This window comes from Klebsiella sp. MBT K-1 (genome assembly GCF_002556465.1).
Lineage (GTDB): Bacteria > Pseudomonadota > Gammaproteobacteria > Enterobacterales > Enterobacteriaceae > Klebsiella > Klebsiella grimontii.
This window is the reverse complement of sequence record NZ_PDEL01000020.1, coordinates 51579-69813: the sequence shown is the minus strand read 5'-3', so window position 1 is coordinate 69813 and position 18235 is coordinate 51579. Positions and strand designations below refer to the sequence as shown.

The 18235-nt window shown below is 55.5% G+C and carries 15 protein-coding genes; 1 reads left to right on the top strand and 14 read right to left on the bottom strand.

Annotated features, from left to right (window positions below; translation table 11 throughout):
• From CMQ96_RS24685 to gabD, 11 genes are all read right to left on the bottom strand, one after another.
• Positions 1-411, bottom strand: coding sequence for a hypothetical protein (locus tag CMQ96_RS24685; RefSeq protein WP_004133811.1), 411 nt, complete (start codon positions 409-411; stop codon positions 1-3).
• Positions 408-1523 (bottom strand): glycosyltransferase family 4 protein, encoded by a 1116-nt coding sequence (locus tag CMQ96_RS24680; RefSeq protein WP_004133810.1) that lies wholly within the window; start codon positions 1521-1523, stop codon positions 408-410. Before CMQ96_RS24680 ends, CMQ96_RS24685 begins: the two co-directional genes overlap by 4 nt.
• Positions 1520-2734, bottom strand: a complete 1215-nt coding sequence (locus CMQ96_RS24675) for a glycosyltransferase family 4 protein (protein WP_024359127.1) — start codon at positions 2732-2734, stop codon at positions 1520-1522. The genes CMQ96_RS24680 and CMQ96_RS24675 overlap by 4 nt, the downstream gene beginning before the upstream one ends.
• Entirely contained in the window at positions 2715-3740 is a 1026-nt protein-coding gene (locus CMQ96_RS24670; RefSeq protein WP_004133808.1) for a glycosyltransferase, read from the bottom strand. The genes CMQ96_RS24675 and CMQ96_RS24670 overlap by 20 nt, the downstream gene beginning before the upstream one ends.
• Complete coding sequence (locus CMQ96_RS24665; RefSeq protein WP_004133807.1) at positions 3733-5115, bottom strand: hypothetical protein; 1383 nt, start codon at positions 5113-5115, stop codon at positions 3733-3735. Before CMQ96_RS24665 ends, CMQ96_RS24670 begins: the two co-directional genes overlap by 8 nt.
• On the bottom strand, positions 5106-6323 hold the full coding sequence (locus tag CMQ96_RS24660; RefSeq protein WP_098067478.1) for a capsular biosynthesis protein: 1218 nt from the start codon (positions 6321-6323) through the stop codon (positions 5106-5108). The genes CMQ96_RS24665 and CMQ96_RS24660 overlap by 10 nt, the downstream gene beginning before the upstream one ends.
• Before the next feature lie 5 nt (positions 6324-6328).
• Positions 6329-8416 (bottom strand): exopolysaccharide transport family protein, encoded by a 2088-nt coding sequence (locus tag CMQ96_RS24655; RefSeq protein WP_098067477.1) that lies wholly within the window; start codon positions 8414-8416, stop codon positions 6329-6331.
• A gap of 1 nt (position 8417) precedes the next feature.
• A complete protein-coding gene (locus CMQ96_RS24650) occupies positions 8418-8972 on the bottom strand; it encodes a polysaccharide biosynthesis/export family protein (protein ID WP_024359125.1) in 555 nt (184 codons plus the stop codon).
• The gene (locus CMQ96_RS24645; RefSeq protein ID WP_098067476.1) at positions 8969-10255 is read right to left on the bottom strand and encodes an outer membrane beta-barrel protein; all 1287 of its coding nucleotides are present in this window, start codon (positions 10253-10255) and stop codon (positions 8969-8971) included. The genes CMQ96_RS24650 and CMQ96_RS24645 overlap by 4 nt, the downstream gene beginning before the upstream one ends.
• Positions 10245-11648, bottom strand: a complete 1404-nt coding sequence (locus tag CMQ96_RS24640) for an undecaprenyl-phosphate glucose phosphotransferase (RefSeq protein WP_004133794.1) — start codon at positions 11646-11648, stop codon at positions 10245-10247. The genes CMQ96_RS24645 and CMQ96_RS24640 overlap by 11 nt, the downstream gene beginning before the upstream one ends.
• A gap of 320 nt (positions 11649-11968) precedes the next feature.
• Positions 11969-13417, bottom strand: coding sequence for an NADP-dependent succinate-semialdehyde dehydrogenase (gabD, locus tag CMQ96_RS24635; protein WP_049088527.1), 1449 nt, complete (start codon positions 13415-13417; stop codon positions 11969-11971).
• Positions 13418-13669: 252 nt separating this feature from the next.
• Here gabD and CMQ96_RS24630 point away from each other — a divergent pair, with 252 nt between their 5' ends.
• A complete protein-coding gene (locus CMQ96_RS24630; protein WP_098067475.1) occupies positions 13670-13921 on the top strand; it encodes a zinc ribbon domain-containing protein in 252 nt (83 codons plus the stop codon).
• 40 nt (positions 13922-13961) lie between these two features.
• Here CMQ96_RS24630 and foxA read toward each other — a convergent pair whose 3' ends face one another.
• The 3 genes from foxA to uxuR form a co-directional block, all read right to left on the bottom strand.
• The gene (foxA, locus tag CMQ96_RS24625) at positions 13962-16070 is read right to left on the bottom strand and encodes a ferrioxamine B receptor FoxA (protein ID WP_098067474.1); all 2109 of its coding nucleotides are present in this window, start codon (positions 16068-16070) and stop codon (positions 13962-13964) included.
• 121 nt (positions 16071-16191) lie between these two features.
• Positions 16192-17184, bottom strand: coding sequence for an AraC family transcriptional regulator (locus CMQ96_RS24620; protein ID WP_049085651.1), 993 nt, complete (start codon positions 17182-17184; stop codon positions 16192-16194).
• 154 nt (positions 17185-17338) lie between these two features.
• Entirely contained in the window at positions 17339-18115 is a 777-nt protein-coding gene (gene uxuR / locus CMQ96_RS24615; RefSeq protein ID WP_024359123.1) for a Uxu operon transcriptional regulator, read from the bottom strand.
• Positions 18116-18235 lie beyond the last annotated feature (120 nt).

The following is an 18235-nucleotide window of genomic DNA, read 5'->3' as shown; positions in this document are numbered from 1 at the left end:
TTAATTCACTTTATCGTGGAGGTTCACAAACCATGTCCAGATACCGACGTGAAAGTTCTTAAACACATCGATTCCCAGCGCGGATTTCAGCATATAGAGCGCCAGCAGCACGGCAAGAATGGCGAACAGCACGGCAAACGTAATCGCCAGGGTGGAAAATAGACGCCCGAGCAGCGTACTTTCCCGCGGGATTTTGCGCAGATCGCGACCGCATAAAAAGACTACAAAATATCGACGATGCAGAAACGGAAAGCTATGGCGAAAGTCGATACGATGGCGCGACGCCAGGCTCGATCTCACCAGCGCCTGTTCGATACCGCGTTTCTGCTCCGGCGTTAATGAACTTTCTGTTTCCGCATCAAGCGCGGAATAAAAGCGCTCAATGACCAGGTCGGATGTTGATTTTGTCACGGTTGACTCTTGTTCGTTAATCGCTGGTAGACCTGAGCCGTTTTCGCTGCAATGTCCGGCCAGCGGTATTTGGGCATTAACTGGCTGTAATCCACGGTCTCCTCGCCGCGCCAGGACTGGAGCTTTTGCGCTAGCGCGGCGACATTGCCCGTCGGAAAATAAACCTCCGCAGGCAGGCCGATCTCCAGGTTGGCGGGGATATCGCTGACGATAACCGGTAAGGACCAGGACATGGCCTCCAGCAGGGCAATGGGCAGCCCTTCGTGGTAAGACGGAAGAACAAAAAGCCCGGCCTGTGAGAACAAGGTATGCAGCGGATCGCCGCTAATAAAACCGGTCATGATCGCTCCCGGGGTAGCGGCCGCCTGTTTCTTCAGTCGCTCGCTATACTCATCCGGATGATCGGCATCGCCAATCAGCACCAGCGGCAGCGAACAGTTCGAGGCTTTGTAGGCGGCAAGCAGATCGTGCAGCCCTTTTTCTTCGACAAAACGGGCGACGGCGACAATGTATTGCCCGGCTTTCAGCGAATACTGATTCAGCGTGGCCTGTCGCGTCTCTTCGGCGGGAAGCGGCGGTTGGCGCACGCCGTTATAGATCACGTTAGCGTTGGTACGGCCGTGTTTGGTTTTAATCAGCGTATTAATCACTTCCGAGATAACAATAACTTCATTGGCATATTTCACCGCCCATTTCTCACCAAGACGCAGCATCTCTTTCGCCATTTTGCCCCACTTCTGGCGATCGTAGTCCGGGCCGTGGTGGGTAAAAACGACGCGCTTGCCGAGCAGGCGCAGCAGAGGGACCACCAGGCCAGGGCCGACCGCATGAACGTGAACCACATTTGAGCCGTCAAACAGGGTGCTGAAGGCTGCCAGCGTTGAGTGAATAATGGCTTCGAACTTGCGGCTTTTAGGCGCCCACAGGCTTTTTAACCGCACGCCTTTATATTCGCTGCGGCGGTAGTCAACGTACGGTGAGCGGGCAATGACGCAGATATCGGCGTGATTCTGTTGATAGATTTCCGGATAGAGATTCTGGCAATGGGTCTCAACGCCGCCCTGGACATTCGGAATACCGCGGGTGCCAAGCACCGTCACTTTGAGCTTCATTTCGCTTCCCCCACAAGCTGCTGATAGAGTTCCTGCAGAACCTGCATATGCCGGGCGAGATCGTATTTCTCTTCTAAACGCTGGCGCGCGTTGATGCCCATTTCCCGCGCCTGCTGCGGATTGGCGGCCAGGCCATCCATGATGCGCGCCAGCGCGTCGGCATCCCCGGGTTCCACCAGATAGCCATCAATGCCATCGCGGATTTGCTCCGGAATGCCGCCGATATTGCCGCCGACGACGGGGCGACCGAACGCCATCGCCTCCAGTACCGACATCGAGCAGTTTTCATAATATTCGGAAGGGACGATCACCGCCCGCGCGCCGCGAATCAACGCGTTGAGCGCTTCTCCGTGGCGCATATAGCCGAGAAATTCCGGACCGCTAAAGCGGGCGCGCAGGTCGTTGCCGAGAGGGCCGTCGCCGACGATTTTTAGCGGCATCATTTGGCGCATTTTTTGCTGCGCCAGCGCCAGGGTAGCGACGCCTTTCTCACGGCTCAAGCGGCCGATATAGAGGAAATAATCGCCCGCCGTATCGCCCGGGATCGTGGCGCTGGCATCAATACCGTTGACGATCGTCTCGATCCGTGACCGGGGTAATTTACGCAGCAGCGTCTGACGCATAAATTCGCTGGGAGCGATGATGCAATCGAGCATGGCGTAATTTTGCGCGAACTTTTGCCAGTAGGCCTCAAGCGACAGCAGCAGGCTTTTAAAGGTGTCGCCCTGCTGGCAACGATGGCGGAAGGCGTTGCTCACCGAACCAGTAAGACAGTCATCGCAAACGTGGCCATCGCGCAGCATGGTGTACGATGGGCAGACGATTTTATAATCGTGCGCGGTCAGCACGGTTTTGCAGCCAAAGCGTTTGGCGACGCCGATCAGCGCCGGCGTCAGCTGATGGTAAATATTATGAAAGTGCACAATATCCGGGCGCTGCGCCAGCAGCAGCGTATTGAGCTTGCTGCAGGCCTCCGCGTTGTAGATAAAGTCGATACCCGCTTTGAGCTTGCCCGTCAGCCCGTGGTTTTGATGGTAGTCCACGTTGTGTACGAAGAAGCTTTCCCAGGGCGAGGGTTTATTTTCTGCATGCTGCATGCTGAAGTCGACAACCTGATAGCCCGCTTGCAGCATAGCGTCTCGCTCCTGGAAAAATACGGTTTCCGCTCCGCCCTTAATAAAAAAGAATTTGTTAACGAATAATATTTTCATGTTCTGTCTGGATATGTTTTGGGTTGGAGACGGTCACGGCGGGTTGTTTCATCGGATCGCGAACGGAGTTCATGAGGCCTCGCACCATACCTGCGGAAAATAACGATAAGTTGATAACGCTCTGTACGCCGTCCCGCAGCGACTTATTTTTAATCGCCTTCAGGGCGATAAACGCCAGCAGCGGAAGCAGGGCGATAATAATCAAACCGGGATTTAACGACAGCAGGCAAATAATCAATACCAGGATATACAGCGTGAATATCAGTTCGTTGCGAACAATCTTAAGCGCGGCAGGAAAATGGTTTTTCCCCCAGCAGTTGCGTAATAGCTCACCGGGCGCCCATAAAAAACCGTTCTTCCAGCGATAGGTCAACATTCTAAACGTCGGCATGGTATAGGAAGCATGGCTAAAATAGGGCGCAGCGAGGCGGTGGAGTTTATAGCCCGCGGCCTGCAAGCGGATCCCCAATTCGGCTTCTTCATAGCCGTGGAGATTAAGGTTAGTCAGATAGCCAATTTTCTCGATTGCCGAGCGGCGATAGAGTCCGCCGCCGCCAAGATGGTCGGTATCACCCTGCGGATAAATAAGATGCAGGCGCTGCTTGCGCGATTTAAATTCATAGTTAGCGGCATCATCCATCTCGACGCTGCCCGCCACGCCAGCGTATTCGGGATGTTCTTCGAGAAAGGCGACGGCGGTGTCGAGAAAACCCGGCTCCAGCTCCATATCGCCGTCCAGCAGCAGCAGATAGTCCCCTTCGCTGAATAACCAGCCCAGCTGGTGGCCCACGCCGCAGCAGCGATCTTTCGCATTATCAAGGCAGACCACCATCGCGTCTTTGGCGATGGCCAGCTCCCGGGTGTTGTCGGTGGAGAGGCTATCGGCGACGATAATTTGATGGGGGTAAGGCTGCAATTGCTTGCGGACGCTGTCGATCGTTTTTTCAATCCCCTGCGCTTCGTTGAGGGTTTTAATGCTGACGGTAATTGATGGCGTTTTATTCATATTGGGTACCGGAGTTCAGACGGACGGAACGATGAATGACAATGAGCGCCCCGAGGGCCAGCCATAATAAAAACTGTAGCATGGGAATGATCATCAGGATCTGACTGTAGGGAAGGCTGAGTAAACAGCCGATGGCAAAGACGTAAAATGCAGGCGCGGAGCTGAGCAGCTGTAAATCTTCACGCTTTAGATCGTAGCGGGAAAAGGTCTCTTTGGGCCGCATGCCGATAAGAATAGAAGCAATCATGGCGATAAATAAGATCACGCCGATAATACCGACTTCCCACAGCATCATGCTTAGCGCGGTGGAATCGAGTATCAGATGATACCAGGCGCCAATATAGCCTGGGGAGACGGTACTGCCGCTGTTGGTCGCGTTCAGACCGTAGCCAAATAGCATTCCGCCGGGGCCAAAAAGTTCGTTATGCTTAAGCCAGAAGAAAATAGTGGTAAACCTGCCAAGCTCGCCGCTTTCCATAATGTAGTTAGTATCAAAAATATAACCGAGGGAATCGATAAATACCGAGAGCGCGCTTTTGGTCGGATCCCCGCCAAAGGCCGACGAGTAGTTGGAGGCGAGAATGGTGATAGCGGCAAAAATTAACACCACCATTCCGGCGGCGATTATCATCAACGAGCGCAGGGTGACTTTGCTGATGCCGCTGACGTAAGCGGGCATGATCCACAGCAGCGCCAGTAAGAACGGCGACAGCAGAATCACGAATTTTACCTCGCCCACCACGCAGAGGAAAAAGGCCAGCACGATATGCGCCGCCATCGATTTGAATGAACAGATACCGTGCTTAAATTCGGACACCTTCAGCAGCATAATCAGCAGGCAGAACATCCCCATGGCCGCGGTATTGCCGCCGCCCATCGGGTCGCCGCCAAACGTGCCGACTACCGAATCCCACTTTTCATCCTCACCGCGCAGGGCGACGCGTTTTGGCACCACCACCAGCACCTGATAGATAGCCAGCGGGAACTGGACGTAGAACAGCCAGTAAAAAAGCTGAGTCAGGCGATGCAGCTGCGACTCGCGAAACATACCAAGCAGCATGCAAAACATCACCAGCGACAGGGCCAGTTCGTTTTTAAAACCGACGATGGCGGTGACGATGCCGGATTGTAAAACGGTGGCGCAGAGGCTAAGGATAATAAAAGTCAGATACAGCGCCAGCACCACCTTCTCGCGGGCGCTGAGCGCGAGAGGCTGCTGCCGGCTTTGCATCATCAGCAGAACCACCATTACCAGCACCATGAAAAACGGAAGCCATAGTACGGCGACAACGCCGGTGAAATACTGCACCGTGCCGCAGAAGACGATGGTCGTCAGCGCGAATGCTTCCAGATAGCGACCGGTGTTTAGCTGCATATTTTCTGCTCCTGCCGGGAGAGCTGGAGCGCCCGCTTATTCATTTTCAACAGAATGAACAGATAGCGAATGCTGGTAAGAACAGAGAAGGTCAGCAGGGCAATTTCATAGCTCTGGCCCAATTCAGGCAGCGCGATAAAAGCGGCGATAATGATCAGCAGCTGCTCTATCTGAATGCGTAAAAAATAGCGTTTAGAACCAAAGATAAGCTCGATAACGGTCAGCGGACTGACGGCCAGGGCGGCGAACAGATAAGGCAGCATATAGCGTGAGGTCGGGATCGAATTGAGCCACTCCTGGCTGAAGCCCAGGCGCATAACCAGCGGATAGAAAATCCAGATCCCAAGGATACAGATCAGCGCCGCGGCCAACAGCAGCAGGCGAATTTTTTTGTATTCCGCATAGTTAAAGGTGTTGTTGCGAAAATCCATCGACCATTTTGAAAAGATGGAATTGCGCACCGCGTTACCGACAATCATCACCGGCGATAAGCAGAAGCGGCTCACCACCGAGAAATAACCCGCGACCAGCGGTGAAAACCAGACGTTAATCAGCATCGTCGGCAGATTGTTGCTGGCCATCGCCAGCACTTCCGCGCTGCCGACGCGGCTGAGATGCTGCCAGTGCTGGCGTGCGAAAAGGCCGTTGGCGCGCGGAGAAAAATGCGCCGGCGTCAGGGTGCTGAAGTGAAATAAACGCAGCAGGCACAGGCTGAGCAGCAGCAAAATGCCCACCATCCAGGCAATATAGAACAGGGTGGCGTTCGGCATCGTCAGCAGGGCTATCGCCACCACCAGCGACACGGCGATGCGCTGAAAGGTGAGAAACGGATAGTTGCCGCCGCGCAGCGAGAGGTTCTCGGCGATCAAAACCAGCGCATAGCCGAAGGTCAGCAGATAGAGAAACGCGATATTGAGATGGAATATCAGTCCGGTGATGACCGCCCACGGCAGCGCCAGGAGCAGGCTTTGCAGCAGGCAAAACACCACGTTCTGCCCCAGTTCATGCTCCTCCTGGCGCGGGATCAGCAGCTGCGACGCAAAAGTGCAAACCTGCGCGCCAATCAGCACGTTGCTGTAGATCATCGCGTAGTGCCCGACTTCCGCCATGCCGTAGCGATGGGAAATCAGCCACACGGAAAATGCGCCGATTGCCTGCGAGAGGACCGAGGAGCTGGCGATGGATGAAATACTCTTAATTAAATTCATGATCGCTACTTCGGTGAGATCAGTTCACCCATGCCGCGCTCCGGCAGGCGTTTGCCTTCCTGAGTCTCCAGGTTCTCTTCTTTCACCTGGTTAAGCATGATGGCGACAGGCGTTGGCGCAGCGGCGTGCAGACGGCTTTGCGCGTCGCGGACGCGGGACGCTTGCTCGCTGGCTTTCACCACCAGCAGGGAGATATCGACGTGCGGGGCCAGCAGCAGGCCGTCCTGAGCGAGGCCGAGCGATGGCGCATTAAGAATGAGCGAATCGTAGGTCTGCCGCAGCGTGGTCAGCAGGGCCGGGAGCCGTTGCGAGGTTAACAGCAGCAGCGTCGAGTCGTTCAGTTCGCCGCGCGGCATAAAATCAAGATTGTCGGCCAGAGAGACGACCGCCTGCGGCGTGGCGCAGCGGTCTTCCAGACGCGCACTGAACCCTGTTTTATGCTGCGGATAGCGCGCGGAGAGGCCTGCGTTGGCCAGATAATCCAGGTCGATGAGCAAGGTTTTGCCTGACTTACTGGCCGACCACGCCAACAGTTCAGCTATCAGGCTGCTGCCGGCATGGGCCTGCGCCGAGGTCACCAGTATCGTACCGCGTGACTCAGTCTGGCCGAGCAGCGCCAGGCGCAGGCTGTGGATCATATCGGCGTACAGCAGATTCTGGAACGTCAGCTGCGCGCTGTTCGCCTGAGGCAGCAGCGGAAACTCCCCGCTGGCATCAAGGCCCGTTTTGGCTTTGAGTTCGCTGATGCTGTTCACCGTTTTGTCGAGCGCGGTGCTGACAATCAGGTACATGATGTACAGCGCCAGCGCCATCAGGGTCGCCATCACGATAAGCAGACCGCGCTGCGGTTTAGAGGGCTGATTTGGCGGCACGGCGGCATCGTAGATCGCTTCGTCAGGAACCGAAAAAGTTTCGGAAAGCTTCTGCTCATTCGCCCGCTGATACAGCGATTTATACAGCTCCTCGGTTTTGTTCAGCGCGGTCATCATGGTGTTGTATTTGTCGCGCTTGGCCCCCAGCGCCTGGAAATCGGCTTTCTGGTCGTCGAGCATCTTCTGGTAGTGCTGCTCATCGTCCAGCGCAATCTGATACTGCTGGCGTAAGCCGTTAAGCAGTTCGCCCAACACCTGGCCTATCTGCCCGTTGACGACCTGTAGCTGGGCCTGGGCCTGAAGATATTTCGGATGCTTAGGACCGTAGTGTTTCGCCGCTTCCGACAGGTTACGCCGGGTCTGGATTAGCGCGATGCGCAAATCCTGAATCTGCGGATGGCCGGAAATTTCCGGCAGCGAGATGATCGCTTCCGGCGGTTTCCCCTGCTGACGGCGCACTTTATCCCATACCGTTTGCGCTTTCAGACGGCGCTGGGTGGCGTCGGCAAGATGGTTAATCACGATGCCCAGCCGCTCGGTCTCGTAGCCATCCATGCTGCGGAAGGTCAGCAGGCCGTTCTGTTTAAGAAAATCATCGATATCGGCTTTCTGGCGATCGAGCTTAGCGCGCAGATCGTCCATCATTTTTTCGTTCCAGCCCTGCGCCTGAAGCAAGGTTTTTTGCTTCTGCGCCAGGCTGTAATTGATAAACGCCTGCGCCACGCCGTTGGCGATATCGGCGGCTTTTTGCGGCGATTTCGCTTCCATGGAAACCGAAACCAGCTGCGTGGTGCGCACGCCGGAGATGGTCAGGTTTTTTTGCAGTGCGCGAACCGCGTTATTGACGCGCGTGGCCAGATCAAGATTATCCCCGCCGTTAAACTCGGGGTCTTGTTCCAACTTCATCGCCTTCACTGCAGCCTCAAGCACCACGCGTGAGCCCATCAGCGCATATTTGGTTTCATAGTAATCGCTGCGGGTGGAATCGTAGTTTTCCAGCCGCGGCAGGGGAGTGACGTCCTGCGGCTGCGCTTTAAACAGCACCGTCGCGGTTGCGGTATAGCTGGATGACATAAAGCGCGTCAGGATCCATGACGCCGCTGCCGCCACCACGACCACCACCAGGCACCAGATGAGCTTGTGCTTAATTTTGTTGAAATAAGGCGTGAAGTCGATAAAGCCTTCTTTCTTCTTTCCATTTTCAACCAATGAAATTGCCATATCAGAAGAAACTCATGCCAATGATAATGGTATCCCCAGCCTGTACGGCGGAGTCGGCGGCGACGTTTTCCAGCAGTTTACCGCCGCGAAACTGGCGAATGCGGATGTCGTGGCGATCGGCGCGATCGGTAAACCCGCCGGCCAACGCAATGGCTTTTTCCGCCGTTAAGCCGGGTTCCCATGCGTAGCCGTCCGGTTTTTTGACTTCGCCTAACAGATAAATCTTCCGGTATTCGGCAATGCTCACGGTCACCATTGGCGCCTGTAGATAGCTACCGCGCAGCTTATCGGCAATTTCGTTGCCGACCTGTTCCGGCGTTTTTCCTTTCAGCATCAGCGAGCCTATATAAGGATAATCAACGCTGCCGCTATTATCGATTTTTACGCGCATAGTGAGATCCTGCTCGCCGGAAACCGCGATATTGATCTCATCGCCCTGATCCAGATGATAAACGGCGTCCGGCGGCGTTCGGATCGTCTGCTGGGGAGCCGAACAGCCCGCCAGCCATAGCGCCAGAAGAGGAATAATCGCCCGTTTTCCATAGGTAAGGATCATATTTGTACCTGCGTCATAAAAATAATGGCCGAGTCGTTATAGCCCAGCGTGCGCTCGACCTCATGGTCATAGTCCGGGCCAATATAAAAGGCATCTTTTTCTTTATTAGAATGCATCGTGTTCCATTGCAGCTTCAGCTGAAAATTAACGGATGGACGGTAGTCGTAGTTGAAGGTGAGCGACACGAGATTTGATTGATCTTTGCGTCCGTTGGTCTGGTGCTTGTAATCCTCTGTAATATAAGAGTAATCAACCAGAGTGGAGAATCTGTCGACCAGCCAGTGGTGCTCATACCCCACACCGAAATTTGATACCAGAATATAGCCGCCGGAGTCGGTGGGATCTTTAATGCGCTGCGAACTGTGTAAGTTGAGCTTTATCTGTTCAAGCGGTTTCCAGTCGGCGTTAATATCCCAGTTCAGGCCGTTGAACCCCTGTGAGTCGGGGTTATGGATGAAATCTTTATACAGCCAGGCGACGTTGCCGTGGATCTCGGTCTTGCCGGAAAGGCGGTTTTTCATGCCGACCAATAGATAGTATTCATTACTATCTTTTAACGGGTTGAGCTCATAGCGACGCTGGTTAGTGATAAAACTATAGCGATAGCGCAGCGTTTTGGCTTTTTGATCAAACAGCTCGGCGACCAGGCTGTTTTCATGCCACTCCTGATCGTGCATGTAGTAATGAAAGTCGGCGCTGGCGTCCTCGATGCTGTCGAGATTGCGAAAGCGCAGCTGCTTGTGCATGAGCGCGACTTCTGCTTTGCCGCGCCCTTCCGGGGCGCCGTAGCTATAGCGCAGTTCGCTGTTAAAGAAGCGCGTGGCGATAGGCTGATTAATGCCAAACTCTGTAAACTGCTCGGGGAGAAACCCCTCGGTGGTATCGCGGCCGCGCTCTTCATGACCGAACGTTTCATCGAGATCCAACGACAGCCCGTGCATGCTGCCGAAGCGCCACTTGCCGTTAAACATAAAAAAATGGTTATCGCGGTTATCTGCGCTATCGCTGGCGTAGCGGCGGTAATCGCCGGAGTACATCAGTAAATAGCGGTCTTCGTAGCGCTCGCCGATGGCTTTGAAAATCGGCTTAACACCTTGATAAGCGGAGCCGATTTCATTGCCGCCGTAGCGTTGCCAGGTCACGTTGTCATTGTAACCGACGTCATAACCCACCTGGCTCTCGAAATCGATGCCAGCCACACCGGTATGTGGTTTAGCCTGCAGGTCCGCCCAGGCGTAAGGAACCGTCAGTAGACCCGCGAGGAAAGTGAGTTCAGAACGCATTTTTCCCCACAAATCCGCGGAAAAACGTTAAAAAAACGATTTTGATATCCAGCAGCAGCGACCACGACTGTATATATTCCAGATCGTACTGAATACGTTTTTCCATTTTATCAATCGTGTCGGTTTCGCCGCGAAAGCCGTGAATTTGCGCCAGGCCGGTAATGCCGGGCTTCACTTTATGGCGGATCATGTAATTTTCCACCAGCAGGCGATATTGCTCATTGTGGGCCACCGCGTGAGGGCGTGGACCCACTATCGACATGGTTCCCTGCAGTACGTTAAAAAACTGCGGCAGTTCATCGAGCGAGGTTTTGCGTAAAAAAGCGCCAAAGCGGGTAATGCGCGGATCGTTACGGGTCGCCTGGGTCACTACCGCGCTGTTCTCCATTACGCGCATGGTTCTGAACTTCCAGACGGGGATCTGTTTACCGTTCAGGCCGTAACGGTTTTGTTTAAACAGAACAGGGCCCGGCGAAGTCAGCTTAATGCCGATCGCTACCGCCAGCATCACCGGCAGGCTGACCAGGGTAAAAAAAGCGCCAAGCACGATATCTTCGATACGCTTGAGCACCGCGCCTTCGCCTTCAAATGGCGACGTAAAAATGCTGATGGTCTGAATATTGCCGAACATCCGCAGCTGAGAAATATGTGAGCTGTAGGAAAAGAGGTCCGGCACCAGGAATACGTCCACGGTGGTGTCGGAAAATTCGTTCAGGAACTGGCGGATACGCTGCTGGGCGACCATCGGCAGGGCAATATAGACTTCATCGATTTCTCCGGCTTTCGCCAGCGCCAGCAGGTCTCTTGAGTTGCCTTTTTTCTCAATGCTGAGCAGGCGACTGTCGCGCTGAACGGCGCGGTCCTCAAAGAAGGTAATGTCTATCCCGTCGTGGGTATACTCCTTAAACAGCGCCTGCTCGATGGCCAGTCCGGCCGGCGTTATGCCTAAAATAGCCACCTTGAGTCTGGATTTGAAAAAATAGCGGCTGGAGATAACGCGAATAAGAAACATGCTAATAAATATGGCCATCGAACACAGCACAATTATTTCAGCCAACCGCACCGCGTTTGTGCTGGCGTGATTGTTCAGCAATAGTTCGGCGCTTACGAATAATAAAAATGACAACAGTCCGCTAATACAGACGCTGAAGAACAGCTTGGTTAATTTTTTTAAATATTGTCCCTTGAACTGACCGGAATATAACTGAAAGTGTTCATTAGCCCGGATAAAAATCAGTGAATATATTATTCCCAGGAACAGAGAGGCCGTTGAGGGTTCGACGAAAAAGTATTTTAAATAAGCGAAAATAAACAGGTTGACGGCAAAAAAATCCATTAGCTTCATCAGCTTGCTATAGCGGGCATTGTAAATCTTAATGGTACTATCCGTCATCTTTTTGCTCGTTTTATAGTCAATAAAATGATGTCCTGTCCTTCTTTAAAGCTGAATTTATGTCTATGAATCTATTGAAAAATTAAGCTTTAGATTGGCGTTGATTATTGTAGCCTACGATTAATCTTATGTCGAACCTGTCCATGACTGATAATCGATAACTTTTTATCATTGCCATTAAGCATAATGAATGATGATCCGGATTTAAGAGTAACAGAGGCTCGGGTGGCAAACTGGCGGCCGTGCGGGCTTCATGTTCCGGCCGATCCGCGATCGCGGGTGAAATCATCCGCGCCAGCGGGAACTGGCGCGTTCATCGGCTAAATCCCAATACACATGTATTTGATTTCCAGGTAATCCTCTATCCCATACTTCGACCCTTCCCGACCCAGGCCGGAAGATTTAACCCCGCCGAAGGGGGCGACCTCGGTGGAGATAAGGCCGGTGTTAATCCCGATAATGCCGTACTCCAGCGCCTCGCCGACGCGAAAAACGCGGCCCAGATCGCGGGCGTAGAAATAGGCCGCGAGGCCGAACTCGGTGTCGTTGGCCTGAGCGATAACATCTGCCTCATCTTTAAAGCGGAATAGCGGGGCGAGGGGGCCAAAGGTCTCTTCTTTCGCCACTTTCGCATCGCCGGGGACGTCCACCAGAATCGTTGGCTGAAAGAAATTACCGCCCAGCTCATGGACTTTCCCGCCGGTTACTACCCGCGCGCCTTTGCCCAGCGCATCGGCGATATGCTCCTGCACTTTAGCGATCGCTTTCTCGTCAATCAGCGGCCCGATAGTGACGTTCGGCTGCAGGCCATCGCCAATTTGCAGCTTACTGACCGCCTGCTGAAGCTTTTCGGCGAAGCGATCGTAAACGCTATCCTGGACGTACAGGCGATTGGCGCAGACGCAGGTCTGTCCGGCGTTGCGAAACTTGGAGGCCAACGCGCCTTCGACGGCTTTATCGAGATCGGCGTCGTCAAAAACGATAAACGGCGCATTGCCGCCCAGCTCCAGCGAGACTTTCTTGATATCTTTCGCGCACTGCTCCATCAGCTGGCGGCCAATTTCCGTCGAGCCGGTAAAGGAGAGTTTGCGCACTAACGGGTTGCCGGTGAGCTCACCGCCGACCTCGCTGGCCGAACCGGTAACGACGTTAAATACCCCTTCGGGGATCCCGGCGCGGTTGGCGAGCTCCGCCAGCGCCAGCGCGGAAAACGGCGTCTGGCTGGCGGGCTTGAGCACCATCGTGCAGCCTGCGGCCAGCGCCGGGCCCGCCTTGCGGGTGATCATCGCCGAGGGGAAATTCCACGGGGTGATCGCGGCGGTCACGCCTATCGGTTGCTTAATCACCAGCAGCCGCTTATCGGCCTGATGGCCGGGAATGGTGTCGCCGTAGATGCGTTTGCCCTCTTCGGCAAACCACTCGATAAAGGAGGCGGCGTAGCTAATTTCGCCTTTTGCTTCCGCCAGCGGTTTCCCCTGTTCCAGCGTCATCAGGCGCGCCAAATCGTCCTGATGTTCCATCATCAGCTCAAACCAGCGGCGCAGGATACTGGAGCGTTCTTTGGCGGTAAGGGCGCGCCATGCGGGCAGCGCGCGGGCGGCGGCATCGATAGCTTCACGGGTTTCACCGGCGCCCATTTTGGGTACGTTGCCCAGCGGCTGGCCGTTGGCGGGGTTGGTCACCGCGAGAGTCTCTTTGCCGCTGGCGTCGCGCCAGCGTCCATTAATCATTGCCTGCTGGCGAAAAAGGGTAGGGTCGTTAAGTTGCATGATTGCGTCCTGTCTTAATCTGTTTTAGCAGTGAATGCGTCCGGCTCGGCGGGGACTGATACTCCCGGCAGACCCAGCGGCGTCAAACATTTGTCCCTGTTTAGTGTAGTCGAACGCGTTGAGGAAACCGGGCGCCGGGCGTTTTTCGGCCGCAATAACCACCTTTAATTTACGGTTATTTGAACTGGCGGTACGTTATTGTGCAAAAAATGCGGTATTTTTTATGCTCAACTGGCAAGAAAGGAGCGCTCTATGTCACAGCAAGAAAGGTTTTGTCAGGCCTGTGGAATGCCGATGTCCGCCGAAGGTGCGAAAAGCGCAAGCGACGATTATTGCGCCTGGTGCTGCGATAGCGAGGGGAAGCTTAAGTCCTGGGAGGATGCCGTTTCCGGCCTGGCCGAGTACCTCGATTCCTGGCAGAAGGTCGGGCCCGTGGAATCACGCAAGCGGGCGATGCGTTATTTAACGGCCATGCCCGCGTGGGCCTATAAAGCGGAAGATTAACCGGCGGCCCGGAGCCAAAACTCCGGGCTTTTTAACGTTATCAGAACTTCCAGGAGACGCTGCCGACGATGCTGCGCTCCGCGCCAAAGTAGCAGTAGGAGAGCGAGTTACAGGCGGCAATGTAGCTCTTGTCGGTCAGGTTATTGACGTTCAGCTGGGCGCTGAGGCCTTTAATTCCCACCTTCGACAGGTCATAGCCAATCGCCATATCCACCAGCGTATAGGACGGCAGAGTGTGCGTATTCAGGCGATCGCTGGTAATGCCGTTGACGTAGCGCACGCCGGAACCGAGCGTCAGGCCATCCAGCGGCCCGCTTTTCACATCGTAGCTCAGCCAGGCGCTGGCCTGATTGCGCGGCGCGTAGACGGCGCGCTTGCCTTGCTCTTCCGGGCTGCTTTTCTTATAGCGAATGTCGGTATAGGTATAGGCGGCCTGCAGGCGGAAGCTGTCCGTTAGCTGGCTGATCGCCTCCAGCTCCACCCCTTTCGACTCAATTTCGCCGATCGAACGATACGGATCGGTCGGTTCTTCTTTGGTGGCGATATTGGTCTGATTGATGCGGAATACCGAGGCGCTGAACTGGCTGTTCATTCCTTCCGGCTCATACTTCAGCCCGGCCTCCCACTGCTTGCCTTTCATCGGATCGAGCACGTTGCCGTTTTCATCGGCGAAGCTGGTGGGCGTAAAGGCGGTAGAGTAGCTGATGTACGGGGCAAACCCGTTGTCGAACAGATACAGCAGCGCGGCGCGGGTGCTGAAGTTGTTCTTATCCAGATCGCTGCGCGTTTGATTGAGCTTATCGATATTCGACACGCTGACCTGGTCGTAGCGCCCGCCGAGGGTGAAGCGCCAGCGCTCCCAGGACATCTGATCCTGCAGATAGTAGCCGGTCTGGCGCAGCTTGTGCTTCTCGCGGCTGTACATGGTGATGTAATCCGGCTTCGCGCCGTAGACCGGATTAAAGGCGTCGATAGCCGGAAATGCGCCATAGTAGCCGGTAGTGTCGTTGCTGCGGTCCTGATAGTCGATCCCCATCAGCAGGCGATGGTTGACGGCCCAGGTATCGACGCTGCCGTCGAGCTGGTTATCAAGGGTGATGGCGTTCATCTTTTCGTCCGAGCCGGAATAGCCGCGGTTCAGCTCGCTTTCGTTCAGCCAGCCCGCGGCATACACCTGATTCAGCTCAACTTTGGTATGCAGGTAGCGCAGCTTCTGCCGCACCGACCAGCCATTATCAAACATATGCTCGAAGTTGTAGCCGACCATATTTTCGCGGCGATCGTACTTGTCGTAATCATCTTCGCCTTCGAAGAAGGTATTCGCGATTTTCTTGCCGTTGTGCGGCACCACGGTGCCTTCATAGGGGAGGCCCGAGTGGCTGCCGCCCTCCGGATCGCGATGTAGATAGGCCATTAAATCAAGTCGCGTCTGGTCGGTGATGCGCCAGGTCAGGCTGGGCATGATCGCGTAGCGCTGCTCTTTTAAGGTATCAAACTGCGAGTCCGCATAGCGGGTCATGCCGCTTAAGCGCGCCGCCACGCGATCGTTATCGTCCAGCGCCCCGGTGACGTCGAACGCCGCCCCGCGCTGGTTGTTATTCCCGGCAAACAGCTTGATTTCACCGCCGGGATCGAATGAGGGTTTACGCGAGGTGAGGGCGACGATGCCGCCGGGCGAAGAGCGGCCGTACAGCACCGAGGCCGGGCCGCGCACCACTTCGATATTTTCGAGGAACCACGGATCGACCACCAGCGAGCTGTGCGAGTTGGTATCGCCCATCATTTTCAGGCCGTCGAGATAGACGTTATCCAGGCTGCCGTCGGAGAAGCCGCGCAGGACGATATAGTCAAAGCGGTTGGAGGCGCCAATCTGGTTGCTGTAAACCCCGGGGGTATAGCTCACGGCCTGGCGGACGCTGATCGCGCCCTGTTCTTCAAACTGCTCGCGGGTGATAATGGACACCGACTGCGGCGTCTCAATATCCGGCGTGGCAATTTTGGTCGCGCCGCTCTGCATCTGCGAAGTGACCACGATGGTTTCGTTTTTAGTTGTTTCCTGGGCCAGCAGGGGGAAAGCGACGCCGCCGGTCACCCATCCCACCAGTAGCGCCAGGCGAGTTTTCGCAAACATGAACATCTCCAAAGGCATTTCTAATTGTTAATAAGAATTATTACCTTTTTGATGCTCTCTATAGCTATGCGCAATGCCAGGATACGTATGCGCGCTGCCAAAGCCGCTAACTATTTTTCGCAAAAAAGGGAAAAATGGATTAGCCCACCTTTTGCACATCGCAGGGCGAGATGCCGTAGCGCCGACGAAAAGCCGTAGAGAAGTTGGTGGCGTGCTGATAGCCCGACATCCAGGCCGCCTGCTGTACGCTATAACCCTCCAGCAGATAGCCTCTTGCCCGCGCCAGGCGGCAGTCGCGCAGGTAGTCGAAGACCGAGCAGCCGTATGTCTGGCGAAACTTGCTGCGCAAGCTGCTGGAGCTCATCGCCGCCCGCTGGGCCAGCTCATTGAGGCTATAGTCATTTTCCGGCGACTGCTCCAGCAGGCGGCGAACCCTCTCCAGCCGCTGCCGCTCGCCGCCCGCCGGGGCGACGTGCTTCGCGCTTTCGTCCTGGCATACGCTCAGCCCGTGACCGAACAGCTGAAGAATCAGCCCCTCCAGCATCAGCTGGCGGGAAACGCGGCCAGGCGAACTCTGCTGTGCGTACTGCAGCCCGCTCAGCAGAAACCCCGGTATCTGCCAGATAAGCGTTGGCGTCTGGCATCTTTCCCATTCGCGCATCAATGAATCGAGCAGGCCGTCGCGCCACGCGCCGTCCGGGTAGAGTCCGAGGGAGAGCGTACGTAGCCGGCTGTCGGCATCGTGGCGGGCGCGCATCGTCTGTTGTTCGCTAAGACGCGAAGTGAACGCCATCCCGGAACGGACGAGGTGCTGCTCCCCGTTGAGGGTCAGGGCGACACAGCCTTCCAGCACCACCAGCATATAGAGCGGGCTGCTGTGGCGGGAGGTGGTCTCATAGGGCTGCAACACCTGAACATCAGAATGGGTGACGCACATACCGCAGGGCAGCGTCATCTCTTCCACTTCTCCCCGCAGCACCGGGCTGGCGTGCGAGGGGGCTGGCGTTTGCCGCAGCAGCGGGAAGCGGTAGTCGATACCGTATCGTTCACCAAACGCCATAAACTCGCTGACGGAGAAAGTTTTTCTCGGCGCCTGGCGGGCGGGTTCGTTGTGCGTCGTTGTCTTGTTCATGCGGTTGTCGGCACCGGAAAGGGGGCGTCATCAGATAGGGTAACTTTACCATTGCGCGGGCAGAGCGACAATAAAATGAGAATCATTATCAATGATTGCGGCGCAGCGGCAAGGGGCGCGCGGACGGGCGATGTCCGCGCGTTTGCAGAAGGGGTCAGGCGTCCGCGTTGTCCAGCGGCCAGGAGTCAAACAGGTAGCCGTCGAAGTAAATATCGTCGACGTTGGAGAACTCCAGCAGGCGCCGTTTAACGTTTTCCAGATGCTGCCACATGGCGAGCTTGGCCGCCCGGGCGTCTTTTTTGATTAAGGCGGCGAGGATCCGTTTATGATCCACCAGCCACTCCTGGCGGTAGTGGGTATCGCCGAGATGGCGGTGCAGCTGGATCCACATGGGATTATTCTCCCGCCACTGCCATGACTGGCGGAACAGCTCTACCAGCATACTGTTATGGGTCGCTTCGGCGATGGCGAGGTGAAACTGCATATCGCCGCTTTCGGAGCCGCCCGGCGCGCTGCTGGCCAGCTCGCGCTCTTCAAGCTGTAAGGCCTGGCGCATTTTGATGATATCTTCCCGGGTCGCCTGCAGGGCGGCAAACTCGGCGATATTGCTTTCCAGCAGCTGGCGGGCCTGCAGCAGTTCAAACGGACCGGCATCATTGCAGTGGTTCATGTCCGCGCTCTCCGCCGCGCCTTCTCCGGCGGCGTTATCGAGCACGTAGATCCCGGCGCCGCGGCGCACTTCGACCAGCCCTTTAATTTCCAGCATGATCAGCGCTTCACGAACCACGGTACGGGTGACGTCCAGCATCTCGGCGATCTCGCGCTCCGGCGGTAAGCGATCGCCGGGGCGATAGGGCGTCTTGACGATCAGGTCGCGGATCAACGCGCCGACTTCCTGATAGGGTCTGTGCTGAGAAATTTGTGATTTCATGATGTTATGTTGTGAGATGCGATAGCCCGGTGGCTGACTATAGCATTTGGCTGGAGGGTTAGCATCTCTCTCGGCTGGGGATACTCAAAACGGGTCAACCAAATTATGCTTCAGTTGACC